Origin of the sequence: Erwinia sp. 9145 (genome assembly GCF_000745075.1) — a bacterium.
Classification (GTDB): Bacteria; Pseudomonadota; Gammaproteobacteria; order Enterobacterales; family Enterobacteriaceae; genus Erwinia; species Erwinia oleae.
The window spans coordinates 395179-408878 of the sequence record NZ_JQNE01000001.1 but is presented as its reverse complement, the minus strand read 5'-3'; the positions used below and the strand labels follow the sequence as shown (position 1 = coordinate 408878).

Annotated in this window: 19 protein-coding genes and 7 pseudogenes; 5 read left to right on the top strand and 21 right to left on the bottom strand. The window is 48.1% G+C overall.

The genetic code is table 11. The features are described 5' to 3' along the window. Positions 1–90: 90 nt before the first annotated feature. Positions 91–1629, top strand: coding sequence for a M48 family metallopeptidase (locus FA91_RS02085; RefSeq protein WP_231566742.1), 1539 nt, complete (start codon positions 91–93; stop codon positions 1627–1629). Positions 1630–1737: 108 nt separating this feature from the next. After that, positions 1738–1912, top strand: a pseudogene (locus tag FA91_RS21295) (SymE family type I addiction module toxin); the annotation flags it as partial. Between the two features lie 78 nt (positions 1913–1990). Here FA91_RS21295 and FA91_RS02080 read toward each other — a convergent pair. The 12 genes and pseudogenes from FA91_RS02080 to FA91_RS21170 form a co-directional block, all read right to left on the bottom strand. Continuing rightward, complete coding sequence (locus FA91_RS02080) at positions 1991–2254, bottom strand: hypothetical protein (RefSeq protein ID WP_072032280.1); 264 nt, start codon at positions 2252–2254, stop codon at positions 1991–1993. Continuing rightward, on the bottom strand, positions 2251–2670 hold the full coding sequence (locus tag FA91_RS21290; protein WP_072032279.1) for a hypothetical protein: 420 nt from the start codon (positions 2668–2670) through the stop codon (positions 2251–2253). The genes FA91_RS02080 and FA91_RS21290 overlap by 4 nt, the downstream gene beginning before the upstream one ends. A gap of 68 nt (positions 2671–2738) precedes the next feature. Next, the gene (locus FA91_RS21280) at positions 2739–3116 is read right to left on the bottom strand and encodes a hypothetical protein (protein WP_034912096.1); all 378 of its coding nucleotides are present in this window, start codon (positions 3114–3116) and stop codon (positions 2739–2741) included. A 13-nt stretch (positions 3117–3129) separates the two neighbouring features. Beyond that, a complete protein-coding gene (locus FA91_RS02070; RefSeq protein ID WP_034912095.1) occupies positions 3130–3393 on the bottom strand; it encodes a hypothetical protein in 264 nt (87 codons plus the stop codon). After that, positions 3390–4951 (bottom strand): annotated as a pseudogene (locus FA91_RS20750) (RHS repeat-associated core domain-containing protein); the annotation flags it as partial. The pseudogene FA91_RS20750 and the gene FA91_RS02070, both read right to left, overlap by 4 nt. Before the next feature lie 155 nt (positions 4952–5106). After that, positions 5107–5352 carry a hypothetical protein gene (locus tag FA91_RS02055; RefSeq protein WP_082212563.1) on the bottom strand — a complete coding sequence of 82 codons (246 nt, stop codon included), beginning with the start codon at positions 5350–5352 and terminating at the stop codon, positions 5107–5109. Beyond that, on the bottom strand, positions 5342–5770 hold the full coding sequence (locus tag FA91_RS20905) for a hypothetical protein (RefSeq protein WP_156103031.1): 429 nt from the start codon (positions 5768–5770) through the stop codon (positions 5342–5344). Before FA91_RS20905 ends, FA91_RS02055 begins: the two co-directional genes overlap by 11 nt. Next, positions 5730–6116 (bottom strand): RHS repeat protein, encoded by a 387-nt coding sequence (locus FA91_RS02050; RefSeq protein WP_156103029.1) that lies wholly within the window; start codon positions 6114–6116, stop codon positions 5730–5732. The genes FA91_RS20905 and FA91_RS02050 overlap by 41 nt, the downstream gene beginning before the upstream one ends. Positions 6117–6229: 113 nt before the next feature. Further along, positions 6230–6511, bottom strand: a complete 282-nt coding sequence (locus FA91_RS20270) for a hypothetical protein (RefSeq protein ID WP_072032277.1) — start codon at positions 6509–6511, stop codon at positions 6230–6232. Between the two features lie 130 nt (positions 6512–6641). After that, the gene (locus FA91_RS02045; protein WP_034912091.1) at positions 6642–6923 is read right to left on the bottom strand and encodes a hypothetical protein; all 282 of its coding nucleotides are present in this window, start codon (positions 6921–6923) and stop codon (positions 6642–6644) included. Between the two features lie 2 nt (positions 6924–6925). Further along, a pseudogene (locus FA91_RS21275) lies at positions 6926–7309 on the bottom strand (RES family NAD+ phosphorylase); the annotation flags it as partial. 45 nt (positions 7310–7354) lie between these two features. Continuing rightward, a pseudogene (locus FA91_RS21170) lies at positions 7355–7762 on the bottom strand (RHS repeat-associated core domain-containing protein); the annotation flags it as partial. 10 nt (positions 7763–7772) lie between these two features. On the opposite strand from FA91_RS21170, the gene FA91_RS21270 reads away from it, so the two are divergent. After that, positions 7773–7919, top strand: coding sequence for a hypothetical protein (locus tag FA91_RS21270; RefSeq protein WP_231566741.1), 147 nt, complete (start codon positions 7773–7775; stop codon positions 7917–7919). A gap of 45 nt (positions 7920–7964) precedes the next feature. Here the strand turns inward: FA91_RS21270 and FA91_RS02035 are convergent, their stop codons facing one another. The 5 genes and pseudogenes from FA91_RS02035 to FA91_RS21155 form a co-directional block, all read right to left on the bottom strand. Then, positions 7965–8252 (bottom strand): hypothetical protein, encoded by a 288-nt coding sequence (locus FA91_RS02035; protein WP_034912087.1) that lies wholly within the window; start codon positions 8250–8252, stop codon positions 7965–7967. 2 nt (positions 8253–8254) lie between these two features. After that, a pseudogene (locus FA91_RS20010) lies at positions 8255–8752 on the bottom strand (RHS repeat-associated core domain-containing protein); the annotation flags it as partial. A gap of 90 nt (positions 8753–8842) precedes the next feature. Further along, complete coding sequence (locus FA91_RS02025) at positions 8843–9124, bottom strand: hypothetical protein (RefSeq protein WP_034912086.1); 282 nt, start codon at positions 9122–9124, stop codon at positions 8843–8845. A 1-nt stretch (position 9125) separates the two neighbouring features. Continuing rightward, positions 9126–9566, bottom strand: coding sequence for an RES family NAD+ phosphorylase (locus FA91_RS21165; RefSeq protein WP_343205760.1), 441 nt, complete (start codon positions 9564–9566; stop codon positions 9126–9128). Beyond that, positions 9558–10039: pseudogene (locus FA91_RS21155) on the bottom strand (RHS repeat-associated core domain-containing protein); the annotation flags it as partial. The gene FA91_RS21165 and the pseudogene FA91_RS21155, both read right to left, overlap by 9 nt. 10 nt (positions 10040–10049) lie before the next feature. Between FA91_RS21155 and FA91_RS20005 the strand changes: the two are divergent. Further along, positions 10050–10247, top strand: a complete 198-nt coding sequence (locus FA91_RS20005; protein WP_051936956.1) for a hypothetical protein — start codon at positions 10050–10052, stop codon at positions 10245–10247. Here FA91_RS20005 and FA91_RS02010 read toward each other — a convergent pair whose 3' ends face one another. The 4 genes and pseudogenes from FA91_RS02010 to FA91_RS20900 form a co-directional block, all read right to left on the bottom strand. After that, positions 10248–10520 carry a hypothetical protein gene (locus FA91_RS02010; protein ID WP_034912082.1) on the bottom strand — a complete coding sequence of 91 codons (273 nt, stop codon included), beginning with the start codon at positions 10518–10520 and terminating at the stop codon, positions 10248–10250. Positions 10521–10532: 12 nt separating this feature from the next. Then, positions 10533–11561 (bottom strand): annotated as a pseudogene (locus FA91_RS02005) (RHS repeat-associated core domain-containing protein); the annotation flags it as partial. Between the two features lie 719 nt (positions 11562–12280). Further along, positions 12281–12766, bottom strand: coding sequence for a hypothetical protein (locus FA91_RS02000; RefSeq protein WP_034912077.1), 486 nt, complete (start codon positions 12764–12766; stop codon positions 12281–12283). Continuing rightward, complete coding sequence (locus FA91_RS20900; protein ID WP_343205744.1) at positions 12763–13188, bottom strand: hypothetical protein; 426 nt, start codon at positions 13186–13188, stop codon at positions 12763–12765. The genes FA91_RS02000 and FA91_RS20900 overlap by 4 nt, the downstream gene beginning before the upstream one ends. Positions 13189–13338: 150 nt before the next feature. On the opposite strand from FA91_RS20900, the gene FA91_RS01995 reads away from it, so the two are divergent. Next, on the top strand, positions 13339–13686 hold the full coding sequence (locus tag FA91_RS01995; protein WP_231566740.1) for a type I toxin-antitoxin system SymE family toxin: 348 nt from the start codon (positions 13339–13341) through the stop codon (positions 13684–13686). Positions 13687–13700: the final 14 nt, after the last annotated feature.

The window sequence follows — 13700 nt, the reverse complement described above, 5'->3', positions numbered from 1 at the left end:
CCTTCCAGCGTTTGCGGGCCGGTAGCAGAGAACCTGCTCGATTATAAAAATGCAGTCTGCGCACAGAACTCTGAACTGTGGCAATTCTCTATGATGGATAAGCTGGCATTCTGGACGCTGATCGCCAGCGTTGTGGTGGTACTGATGGTGCTGCTCTTCAGCGCCCTGGCATTTAAAAGCCGTCAGGGGCAGCTGCTGAGCCTGACGTTGGCTCGTCCGTTTCTGATGCTCGCCAGCACGCTGGAAGTGCTGGTGCAGGGCGCGATGCTGGTGTGGCTATCTTTTTGGTGCACTGCCTTTTTCACGCAAACCTACTATCCAAAAGTGGTGATTGCGGTCGGTCTGATGGTGCTGGGTGGTATTTACTACATCATTAAAGGCATCTTTAAAAAGCTGCCACCTGAGGAGAGCATTGAAGGCGAAGTGGTCACGCGTGAAGCCGCGCCTGCGCTTTGGTCACGAGTTGATGCGCTGGCTGCCAAAGTGGGTACCACGCCGCCCGAACACATCGTTGCCGGCATTGATATCAACTTCTACGTCACGGAAGCGCCACTTAGCGTCAATGAGCATCAGCTTTCTGGTCGTAAGCTTTACGTCAGTATTCCACTTCTTCGCCAGTTGACCACGGCACAGGCTGACGGCGTCATGGTGCATGAGCTTACACACTTGCATGAGGGCGATACCGCCTCGGGCGCTTTATTGGGGCCAAAGCTACACCGTTTCGATCTCTATATGCAGTTAATGGGCAGGAATGTGGCGACGCTCATCGTCTTTTACCCGCTATACCTGTATCGCATACTGTTTGAACTGGCGTGGCAGCGTAACAGTCGTGAACGCGAGTTTGTGGCTGACCTCAACGCATCAACGCTGATTTCACCCGCTGCCATTGTTGAATCGCTGATCAAAGTTTCCGCCTATGCCAGCTATCGCACTGAAGTTGAGCGAAATCTTTTCGAGAACGGAACGTTGCATGAGAACGAACTGGGGATCGGTAAAGCGATTGCCGGCGGGCTGCCTCAGCACGTTAGTTCGCCAGATTTTGTCAGCATGATGCGCGAGCAGAATGTACCGCACCCGTTTGACTCACACCCACCGCTGGCCGACAGGATGCGCAACGTGGGTTATACGGTCGAAGAAGCTGGCTATGCCGCTATCGCATCTGAATTGCCGACAGAAAGCTGGGTTGATCTGATGCCGGTTGCTGAACATATTGAGCAACAGCTGTGGCAGAAATACGAGCGTAACTTCTCTTCCGCCCATGAGGAGAGCCTGGCATGGCGTTTTCAGCCGACGGGTGAAAAAGAAACCGCGTTGGTGCTGAAACATTTCCCGAATGTGCCCTTTACGCTGAAAAATGGTTTTCAGATCGAAATCACCTACCTGGGCATTGTGAAGCCGGAAAGTGCTGAGTTACTGGCGTGGGATAATGTTAAAAACATCAATGTGACCCGCAGTTTTGGACGGGATACGCTTTATGTGCAACATAAGCAGCCTGACGCGCAAGGCAAAAAACGCAGTGAGATCCGCCTGCCGGGTCTGAAAAAGGACATTGAAAACTTTAAAAACACGCTGGGTTATTACTGGCATCGGCATCAGACGGTGCGAGCGATGGCATCGCAACAGGAATGAATCAGGGCAGTCATTAACGTTGTAATGTTTAGCATACTCACGTAATTAAGGCAGATCGCGGCATGGACGCCGCGCTCTGCTTTGCCGCATCTGCTGACGCACATTATCATGCCGGAAGATTACCAAAAGTGAACGGCACGATTATGCGGGGTGGTGACATATTACCGCCACCTGCTACTTACGCAGCCCCAGCCTGCATCTGAAGGGCGCCTGGCTCCCCGAGGCGGGATTTGATACCGGCTGCCCGGTCACGGTGAAGATCGACAAAGGGCGCCTGATCCTCACCGTGGAACCGCAGGCTGACAGATGAAATAAAAAAGCCGGAAGGATCGTCAGGATCACTTCCGGATATATGAATATTTTAAGTTGTTATTTGATAAAGTTCTTTTCGCAACTTATCTAACTGTTCATTTTCCTTTTTTAAAGGATTTCCATTACTGTGCAAAACTAAATCATTGAAAGATCCCATGCCACCATAGGCCGTTCTTATATTATAAACACCTTCATGATAATCATCATCCAGTTGTCTTAAACACTTGTCAAAATATCTGACCCAGGGTACTTCGCCATTATCTAATAGCATTCTTATTATTTCTTTTACCACTCGTTTAATTTCATCTTTCATAGCAGCGGCCATTTTCCTATCACTGTTCCTACATTCCAGGGTTCTAATATAACTATCTGCTCTGTCCCACCAAGATAGAAACCATTCTGATAACCAACCTCGCCCACATAAACTTTAGTACCCGCAGGGATTTTTATTTCATATACACTATCAAGTGGTGAAGCAGAGCCATTAGGCCATTTTGGTAATACTGCTTTATCTACTCGTGCCTGGATAATACTTTGTGGCTTATCCAAACTAAAGAAACGACCAAATGGATTTGTTGTCACTCCAGCCCGGAAAAAAGATGTATCTTGAGAAAGGATTATTTCTCTATATTTCCCACCAGAGAAAGTTTCAGCTAAGTCTTTATCTAAAGGCCCAGGTTTTATTGCTGAGTATCTGCCAGTCTCTTTCCCAAGAGAACACCTACTCAACCCCGGCGGATCAATCCACCCCAGTGTATTCGGCGCATACTGGTAAAGATTCAGCCCATCCGCCAGCCCTATCGGGTCCGGCTGCGTGAACCGTCCGCAGTCCGGATCTTAGTACCGGAACAGAGGATAATGAAGCCCCGAATACTCGCCTCATCCATGAGGCTCGCCCCTCCGGGGCCAGCGCTTGCGCGCTGTTCAAATTTGTTCCCGACAAATTTGTCCCTGTCCGGGTACTGCCCCTGCATCCGCAGGTTCTGCGGGTAAACCGGCCCCTTCAGCGGTGCCTCGCGCAGCAGTTTTCCCCACGCGCTGTTGTCACCCTGCCAGCGCACCTCGCGCAGCGTGAACAGCAGAAGCGGGAGATCGAGCAGACCCGCCAGCAGGCGCTGGCGCTGCTGGCTCAGGTCGGTGGCTAAAAATATAGCTGGAAGGATCGTTGGGATCACTTCCGGCTATATTTTATTTCACATTGTTAAGTTTATTTTTAAATTGAGTAATTAGGTCAGTCCATTCTTTGTAAGTGACATTATTAATGTAATAATCCCCAAGCCATTTAGGATGACAGCGTGATATTAAACTATCTATAGCGTTCACTCTGTTAGGGTCATTTTTATTTAGCGCTAATATTTTCATCATCAGCACCCTGATATCATTAGCCTCATCAAAATAAGAAGAAGCGATTAACATATCACATATTTTTTCGCTGATTTGTTCCAGATTCATAACAATTCTGTTGCTCCTGAATATCTACCGCCAGCAGTTACTACTTGCCATCCGCCACCAATTTTATCTGCACCCCATTGAAGCTGTGGCGCAACTCTACCTTCAAGAAGCACCTGTGCTCTGGTTAATGCAATTTTCCCCTCATACGTTGCCAAATTACTGGGTGGTAAAGCCAGATTTGCACGCCTTTCCGCCGGGGTAAGTCCGGCACTCCCTCTTGTAACATATACTTGTGAAGCACTTCCTGGAGCATGTTCCGTAATAGTAAACATATCTCCCGACGCACCTCTGGAAGCATATACTTTCCCGTCAAAACTATTAATAGTGTCATGCTGTATTTGCTTATTTAGCCCACGACTTCTTGATAGTTTCCTGCCTGAATTTCGTTTGATTGGTATAATTTCTGGAGAACACTTACTCAACCCCCACGGATCCACCCACCCCAGTCCATTCGGCGCATACTGATAAAGATTTAACCCGCCCGCCAGCCCTATCGGATCCGGCTGCGTGAACCGTCCGCAGTCCGGATCGTAGTACCGGAACAGAGTGTAATGAAGCCCCGAATACTCGCCTCATCCATGAGGCTCGCCCCTCCGGGGCCAGCGCTTGCGCGCTGTTCAAATTTGTTCCCGACAAATTTGTCCCTGTCCGGGTACTGTCCCTGCATCCGCAGGTTCTGCGGGTAAACCGGCCCCTTCAGCGGTGCCTCGCGCAGCAGTTTTCACCACGCGCTGTTGTCACCCTGCCAGCACACCTCTCCCGCCGCATCCGTCAGCCTCTCCGGGGTGCCGTTCGGCGCGCAGTGATACCAGTAAATTTCCGGGTCGCTCACCCCGTCAATACGGGCCAGCGGCTCATAACTGTCCGGGTCCGCATACACGTACGTCAGCGGCACGTCCCCGCGGATTTCCTGCAACAGACGCAGCCCTTCCCAGACAAAATACGTGGTGCGGGGATGCCCCGGCGCCTCTCCCTGCCGGGCGCGGCGGCTGGTCTTGCTGATGCGCCGCCCCAGCGGGTCATAGACAAAACTCACCTGCGTCTGCACGCCGCTTCGCGTCTCACTCTCCGCCGACGTCAGCCGGTGCTCGCCGTCATAACGGTAGCGCCAGCGCGTGCCCCCGCCCACCTTCTCCACCACCCGACCGTGCGGGTCATAGCGGTACGTCGCCCCGTGCAGCCGCGTCACCCGGTTGTGCGCCACCTGCGTCACGCCCGCGTCCAGCGGGTTCGACGCCGCGTCCCACCGCCACTGCTCCCCGTCCGGCAGGCTGCCGCCCTGGTTCAGCAGCCGCCCCGCCGCGTCGTACTGCCACTGCCGCCATGCAAACGGGTTGTCGTCACGCTCTTCGCGGATGAGGTTGTTGCGGTAGTCGTGCTGCCAGCGCGCCGACCAGACGCGCGGCGCCGGACGCTGCTGCGTGCCGCGGAACACATCCCGTTCCCGCAGCCGTCCCAGCCGGTCATACCTCACCCGGCTCATCAGCCCGCCCTGCGTGCGCCCGGTTTCCCGGTGCAGGCTGTCGCGCGTGAACTCCGTCACCGTCAGACCGTCCAGCCTTTCTTCTCGTAGCGATTTTAATCACATTCCATCACAACAATATCAGCAAGTTACCCGTCTTCCTCTCTTCCACCGTAGATGTTCCAAGCTTATTGTTTGGGTTAAAGAGATCACATATAAAGAAATTTTGTTAAAATTATGTTGGTAGAAGATCATTGCCAATAGTCCAATAGATCTATCCACAATTCCCTTTCTCCTTCATTCATAATGCTGTAATCATTAAACTTCTCCCTATATTCTAAGAAAAGTAATTGAATTGGCCTAATCGTTACGGTCTTTTTCTTTCTAGAACCTTCAATAAGGCATTTTAAGTCAATCAGGTATTTTTCATCTTTAACCCTGACTGTAAAATATTCAATTAGAAAATCCAAAACCTCTTCATACGATTCAAGGTCCATTATCACCCTCTGGTAAAATATCAATCTCATCGAATTGAACTTGTCTTCTATCAGAAATTAATTGCTGCACTCCACCTTTCCCATATTTTGGATAAGCTTTCGTGAATGGTTCAAGCGGAGCACCTTCTTTATTACCAAACATTGTAGGAACTTTAGCTTGCGGCACACCGTTTTCATATAACTGCAAAGTATCAAAAGTGCCTCTTAATCGCCCATCACTCCATGAAACATCTAAAGGATCTTTTGGATTAACACCTTTAATTTGAAAAGCATCACGAGTAGCTCGCCCACTTTCAAATTTTTCAAAACCGAAATATGTGATCGGAGCTGATTTATTTTTCAGGGTTGACTCTACAAACCTATCAGGCGTGCCGTCATCATTCAAATATCTCATATAACGATAAGCAGTAGAAGGCATTGTCGCACTCGGTCCGTCTGGCCCGACATAGAAATCCGGTTTGCTTTTGTTCCCGGCATCCAGTCAGCTGCCCCTGTTTGTCGTACTGAAACGTCACCACCTGCGCCGCCGCGTCCGTCACCTCCCCGGCCGCCGCCGGGTGGAACGCCGCCCGCAGCAGCTGCCCCGTCGCCGACCAGGCAAAGCGCGTCGCCCCGTCCGGCGTGCCTTTGCCGGTCACCAGACCGCGCGCGTCGTAGCGAAAGACGTGGCTGAAGGCCGCAGGCATGTCGGCGGCAAAGGTCCGGCTCTCTGGTGCGGATCCCCGCCAGCCGCGAAGAAACGCGGCTGCTACACGAGCAGACACGGGAGATTGAGCTGACCTGGCTAGACGGGTAGAGGCTGTTGAGCCAGGTGATCGCCTACAAATAAAGCCGGAAGGATCAATATGATCGCTTTCGGTTTATTTAATCAAAATGTTTATGACATTCGCATCACACATTCCCGAAGACGTTTCAATAATTCTGGATCTTTAAGGCAATCGACCGGCTTTATTCCTTCTAATGCCGGAACTTCTCGCTCTATCCACCATAAAGATTCTTTTATTCCCCTTTTACCGTAAATAACTACGGCCAAATCCAAATGACCTTCTAATTTTTCAGAAAGTAAATGAGCATTATCATCTAAATAGTCTTCGGCATAAAAGTCAGAATAGCTTTTCCACTTTTTATCACCAGCGTAATGATGTTCTAAGGAAGGCATATTTAAAATCCACTAAATGATATTAAATTAGAACCAGTTGGATTCCTAGCTGACGGAGCAAGAGGTGATCGCCTACAAATAAAGCCGGAAGGATCAATATGATCGCTTTCGGTTTATTTAATCAAAATGTTTATGACATTCGCATCACACATTCCCGAAGACGTTTTAATAGTGACGGATCTTTAAGGCAATCGACCGGCCTGATGCCTTCTAATGCTGGAACTTCTTGTTCTATCCACCATAAAGCTTCCTTTATTCCTCTTTTACCATAAATAATTACGGCCAGATCCAAATAGCCATTTAACTTCTCTGCCAGTAAATGGGCATTATCATCCAGGTAAGCTTCTGAAAATATTTTTACTGACAGCTTCCATGTCTCATCTCCAGCATAATATTTTTCTAATCCCGCCATAATTAAAACCCTAAAAATGAAATTAAATTAGTTCCCGTTAGATTTCGAGCTGAAGGTGCCAATATACCATCATAACCCTGTATTTTAGCCCATGCCCCCACTTGGTGAGTAACATCATATTCTTTTCCGGTAATATCTTTTAACGATATACCAAGCTGGTCTCTAACATCCCGTCGAGTTAAATCCAATACATTATTAAGCTGTACTTTTTTACTGGTCAATTCGCGAGTAGATAAATCCACTTTCCAATGCGTTACTTCCGCCAAAGCTGTTTTTTTAGAGTTTGCTCCATAAACGCCACCGCTTCCTACATCAGTATAACGGTGTCTTGAGCCGATATTTCCCGGGTGAGTAGTCCACGTCGTACTCATTCTGCGTGGCTCTTCGAATCTGTAGACAGTCCGATTAACTTTCCTGCCCTTTGGAGGATTAGAACACTTCATCAATCCCAGCGGATCGATCCATGTTAAGGCATTCGGCGCATACTGGTAAAGATTTAAGCCACCCGCCAGCCCTATCGGGTCAGGCTGCGTGAACCGTCCGCAGTCCGGATCGTAGTACCGGAAAAGAGTGTAATGAAGCCCCGTCTCCCTGTCCAGGTACTGTCCCTGCATCCGCAGGTTCTGCGGGTAAACCGGCCCCTTCAGCGGTGCCTCGCGCAGCAGTTTTCCCCACGCGCTGTTGTCACCCTGCCAGCACACCCCGCCCGCCGCATCCGTCAGCCGCTCCGGGGTGCCGTTCGGCGCGCAGTGATACCAGTAAACTTCCGGGTCGCTCACCCCGTCTATACGGGCCAAGGGCTCATAGCTGTGCGGGTCCGCACACACGTAGGTCAGCGGCAGCCTGAAGGTGCTGGACGGCTGCCTGGTGCTGATCCCCGACAGCCGCGAAGAGACGCGACTTCGCCACGAGCAGGCGCAGCTTGAGCAGCAGCAGCGGGAGATTGAGCAGACCCGACAGCAGGCGCTGGCGTTGCTGGCTCGGGCCAGCGGCTAAAAATAAAGCCGAAAGGATCGTGGAGATCGCTTCCGGCTTATTTAACTATATTTCTTTATAGGCTTGTTCTGCATCAATAATTATACTTCCCAACTCAAGGTCAAAGGGCCATTGGTCTGCGATTAAGTGTGCTATTCCCAGTGTCCTTTCATTTTTAGGGGGAATACTATCCGATAATATCTTCTGCAAAGTAATTTCAAACACTTTTATAAACTCACCTATTTGTTGATGTGAGCTTATAGCTAAAACGTTGATATTATTTCCAGCAAGAACTTTGTTCAGTTCATTAATCGCTTTTTTCAACTTAAAAATCGCGTTATCTTTATTATTCATATTTATAAATCTATTAAGTTATTGAGGTCAGTGATGTATTTTTGTATCTGGCCACCCGACAATCCTACTCCTTGAGATGAGGCTCTACCTTCAAGAATGACAGAGCCTGGCGTAACTTTAAATTGAGAAACATTAGTCATCTGATTCCATTCAGTTTTCACTGCCAGACTTTCTCTTGTCGCAGGGAACGTTTCAAATATATAGCGTCCTCTTGCCTTTGCATTTATCCCATCGAAATATCTTAATCCGTATTCTGAATCTGTCGCTTTACGAACCCGAAGGGAATCTATTTCAAAAGATTCTAAAATCTGCTTCCTGAATTTCCGGGGAACACCTTGTTTCTTCAAATAAGCCGAAGCATCTTTGACGCCCTTATAAGCATCTGAAGAACACCGACTCAACCCCAGCGGATCAACCCAGTTCAATGGATTAGGAGCGTAACTGTATAAGTTCAGCCCGCCCGCCAGCCCTATCGGGTCTTGTGCAACAATCAATCCGGTGTTCGGATCGTATTACCGGTTTCGGCTGTGAATTACCTTCATATCATCGTCATAGTTGTAGGAAACCGGTTACGCTATCACCATATTTCTTTATGGCATCCGCATTAAACACTCCCGAAGACGTTTGAGTAACTCGGGATCATCAAGACAGTCTAAGGGTCTGATGTTGTCAAGCATAGGTACTTCCTGCTCTATCCACCATTCCCCTTCTTTTATCCCTCTTTTTCCGTAAATAACGATTGCTAAGTCAAGGGTGCCATTGAGTTTACTAGATAAAATACGTGCATTCTCATCTAGATAATCCTCAGCGTAGAGCTTTACAAAGTCATTCCAGTCAGCGTCACCAGAATAATATCTTTCTAATCTATGCATATTAAAATCCGAAGAAAGCAATTAAATTTGAACCAGTTAGATTTCGTGCTGAAGGAGCTAATATCCCGTCATACCCTTGAGACTTAGCCCATACTCCAATCTGATGTGTAACATCATATTTACTTCCAGTAATATCTTTTAAGGAGACACCAAGTTGATCTCTGACATTTGGACTTGTCAGATCTAAGACATTATTGAGCTGTACTTTCTTGCTAGTTAATTTACGAGTAGATAAATCAACTTTCCATGCATTAACTTCAGCAAGAGCAGTTTTCCGAGAGTTTGCCCCATACACGCCACCCAAACCTTTTCCTGTATATCTATGGTTTGCCCCTACATTCCATTTATGAGTTGTCCATGTTGTACTCATTCTGTCAGGCTCTTCAAATCTGTAGACAGTCCGATTAACTTTCCTGCCCTTTGGAGGATTAGAACACTTCATCAATCCCAGCGGATCGATCCATGTTAAGGCATTCGGCGCATACTGGTAAAGATTTAAGCCACCCGCCAGCCCTATCGGGTCAGGCTGCGTGAACCGTCCGCAGTCCGGATCGTAGTACCGGAACAGAGTGTAATGAAGCCCCGAATACTCGCCTCATCCATGAGGCTCGCCCCTCCGGGGCCAGCGCTTGCGCGCTGTTCAAATTTGTTCCCGACAAATCTGTCCCTGTCCGGGTACTGTTCCTGCATCCGCAGGTTCTGTGGATAAACCGGCCCCTTCAGCGGTGCCTCGCGCAGCAGTTTTCCCCACGCGCTGTTGTCACCCTGCCAGCGCACCTCGCCCGCCGCATCCGTCAGCCGCTCCGGGGTGCCGTTCGGCGCGCAGTGATACCAGTAAATCGCCGGGTCGCTCACCCCGTCAATACGGGCCAGCGGCTCATAGCTGTCCGGGTCCGCATACTCGTAGGTCAGCGGCAGCCTGAAGGTGCTGGACGGTTATCTGGTGCCGATCCCTGCCAGCCGCGTGGAGACGCGGTTACGCCGGGAACAGGCGCAGCTTGAGCAGCAGAAGCGGGAGATTGAACAGACCCGCCAGCAGACGCTGGCGCTGCTGGCTCAGTTCAGTTCAGTTGCTAAAAATAAAGCCGGAAGGATCATTGGGGATCGCTTCCGGCTTATTTAACTATAATTCTCTTTCTAAATAGCTATCGACTGCCTTTTCCATTCTGTCCAAAACATCTGTAATTGGATTAAGATAGTCGTTATACATTTCTGCATAACGACGGGCAAAACCTCTTAACGGATTATTCTTTATTTCATTATTAATGACTTTCACTTTCAAACGTTCAAGATCATCAATAAAATTTCGCAAATCTTCTTTGCGCTCAGCTTTTATAACTACTTCAATGTTATTAATTGTTTTATCTATTTCAGATAAAAATGTTTTTTTGTCCAAGAGTAATATCCTTCATAAAAATCTCACATCACTTATCCAGGATAGAGGATAACCCTGTGGTAATAGTATCTGGTCTGCGCCTCCTTCAAGTACAGAACCAGAGAGCATAGTTTGTCTTTCAACTTTACCTACCTGAAGAATAGTTCCTTTAGGTACGTTAATTATCGTTTCAAACTGCCTTGTATTCTTCCATTCAGGTAATAGAGCGGAATCTATTTTAGACTGAATTCTGTTTAACGCAGGAGATGTACTAACAAATGAACCATCTATTTTCGCATGACCGCCAAACACCCGATACAAAGTAACATCTTCAGTTGTCATGACTGTTTTATATTCGCCATTTTTAAATGAATTTTTAATCCAACCGGGTAAGCTGGCCTTATCTATTTCTTTATATTTACCGTGCAGACCACACTTACTCAACCCCCACGGATCAATCCACCCCACTGCATTCGGCGCATACTGGTAAAGATTCAGCCCGCCCGCCAGCCCTATCGGGTCCGGCTGCGTGAACCGTCCGCAGTCCGGATCGTAGTACCGGAACAGAGTGTAATGAAGCCCCGTCTCCCTGTCCAGGTACTGTCCCTGCATCCGCAGGTTCTGCGGGTAAACCGGCCCCTTCAGCGGTGCCTCGCGCAGCAGTTTTCCCCACGCGCTGTTGTCACCCTGCCAGCGTACCTCGCCCCCTGCATCCGTCAGCCGCTCCGGGGTGCCGTTCGGCGCGCAGTGATACCAGTAAATTTCCGGGTCGCTCACCCCGTCGATTCGCGCCAGCGGCTCATAGCTGTCCGGGTCCGCATACACATACGTCAGCGGCACGTCCCCGCGGATTTCCTGCAACAGACGCAGCCCTTCCCAGACAAAATATGTCGTGCGGGGATGCCCCGGCGCCTCTCCCTGCCGGGCGCGGCGGCTGGTCTTGCTGATGCGCCGCCCCAGCGGGTCATAGACAAAACTCACCTGCGTCTGCACGCCGCTTCGCGTCTCACTCTCCGCCGACGTCAGCCGGTGCTCGCCGTCATAACGGTAGCGCCAGCGCGTATATTAAGGGCGACTAGCTCGGGGGGATTTGATAGCGGATTCCCGGTCACGATGAGGATTGACGAACTTTGTCTGATCCTGACGGCGGAGCAGAAAACAGGCGGCTGCAAGTAAAAGGCCGGAAGGATTAGAGGATCGCTTCATACTTTATTTACTTCGCTTTATTCAGCTTCTTCTTAAAGTCATTTATAAGATCAGTTTATTTTTCATGACCCATATTATTAGCATAATAACTTCCAAGGTATTTAAAATGACAGCATGATATTAAACTCTATACCTATAATTTATTTTACCACTTTATTTAGCAATCAGTATTATATCGCAAGCATCCTGCCCGCTCTGCTGGGCTGGGCTCTTTGTGCTTAACTTATCTTACATCTTCACTTCTATTTATTACCTCACCCGAATCATAATTAATGTAATACCTCTCCTCATTTTCACTGATAAACATCCATAACGTTTAAATATTATTTAATCCATACATATCTCTGCCGGTCACTATGCCAGGCTTAAGGCGGGCGGTGCTCTGGCAGCAAAGAGCGGAAGAACACGAGCTCATTAAATTTATAATAATAACAGGTGAATAAACAGCCATTACTCGCTATTATCTCAATACAACCAGCGATATTTTTAGAATTAACTAAAGTCTCTTTAATATAGCATTAACCTAATAAATTAAATTTAAACCAAGATAAATATAATGGCTATTTACCGCCCTTTCATAAATAGGAGATGTAAATACCACAATTGAATGATTTCGTTTCATATGATGCAGATATCCGTCCCCAACTAAAATTCCACCTGTTACCATTTTCTATGACTTCAACATCTGAAGGCAAAGAGATATTTTCAGTTAGCCAGTTTGACATTACAACAACTTGTCTATCTAACATGGAAATATTCGTTTTTTTGTCCCAGTTATCTAAACAGTGAAAATATTCCCAATCCTTGCCTAAAAATTGCAATAAAAATGGAAAATTATCGAAACATTGCGGTCGTATAATTAACTCAAACGCCTCCTTCCCCCACGATATCTCATTAATCACATAGTGATGAGGAATTAGCTTTTTTATTAACCCTTTGCCTGATAAATTATTATAAAAGGCTGAACTAGTGAAATCTAGCTCCTTCATTTCTTCATTTCTTAGACTTTTACCGTCAATACTAACATTACCAGTATCGACATCAATATCGAAACTCATCATATGTCTATCACCTTTCCGGGTACTAGTAAGTGCCTTGACTCTTCTGGAATAAAGAATTGAAGACCACCACCATCACCATATAATTTGTTAGCAGATGCCCTTCCATACGCTACATTTATATCCTCAGATACGTAGAATGCTCTTACTTTCCCCCTAACAGGCCATCGTGGATCAAGTTTAACTTGAAGCGCTTCATGATATCCAATAGGGTTCCCTTTATATTTCCTAACTGTAGGATGAGTTACAGTATATGCAGGTAATTGATCTCCATTGGGATACAATGCATAAAGTATTGTACCTTTTCTCAATTTCCTATTCTTATAAACATCAATTCCCGGATAATCATCATTCGCAGGTCCTTGCCACTTTGTTGCTTCTTTAGAAGGATCTTTGCATCTACGACTCAACCCCAGCGGATCCACCCACCCCAGTGCATTCGGCGCATACTGGTAAAGATTCAGCCCGCCCGCCAGCCCTATCGGGTCAAGTGCAACAATTCATCCGATTCCCGCGTCGTACTACCTGTATCGGCTGTGAATTACCTTCATATCGTCGTCATAGTGTAGGAAATCATGCATGCTACCACCCTGAATACGCATTCTACGCCAGACATCACCGTTTTTAAAATCTCACAGCCGGAGCGCTATCTGCGTGTTGGCTACCGGCCCAACAAGGGCGATACCTCCACGTCGGCGATTAGCCTCTGTGGCGTGGCTACAGGAAGTCAGGTTCAGCACCGGGCAGCCGCTCAAGCTGCGCGTGATGCCGGGTGCCTCATCATCACCACGCAGGATATCTGCGAACTGTGGTTTATGCTGCCGGGACTGAGCCGCTCCCCGTTCGATGAGCGCACCACCGCCGAGTGGCTGGGAGCTTTTCCCAGCGAGCTGGATCTTGCGGGGATTACGGGCAGTGACTGACTGATCATAATAAA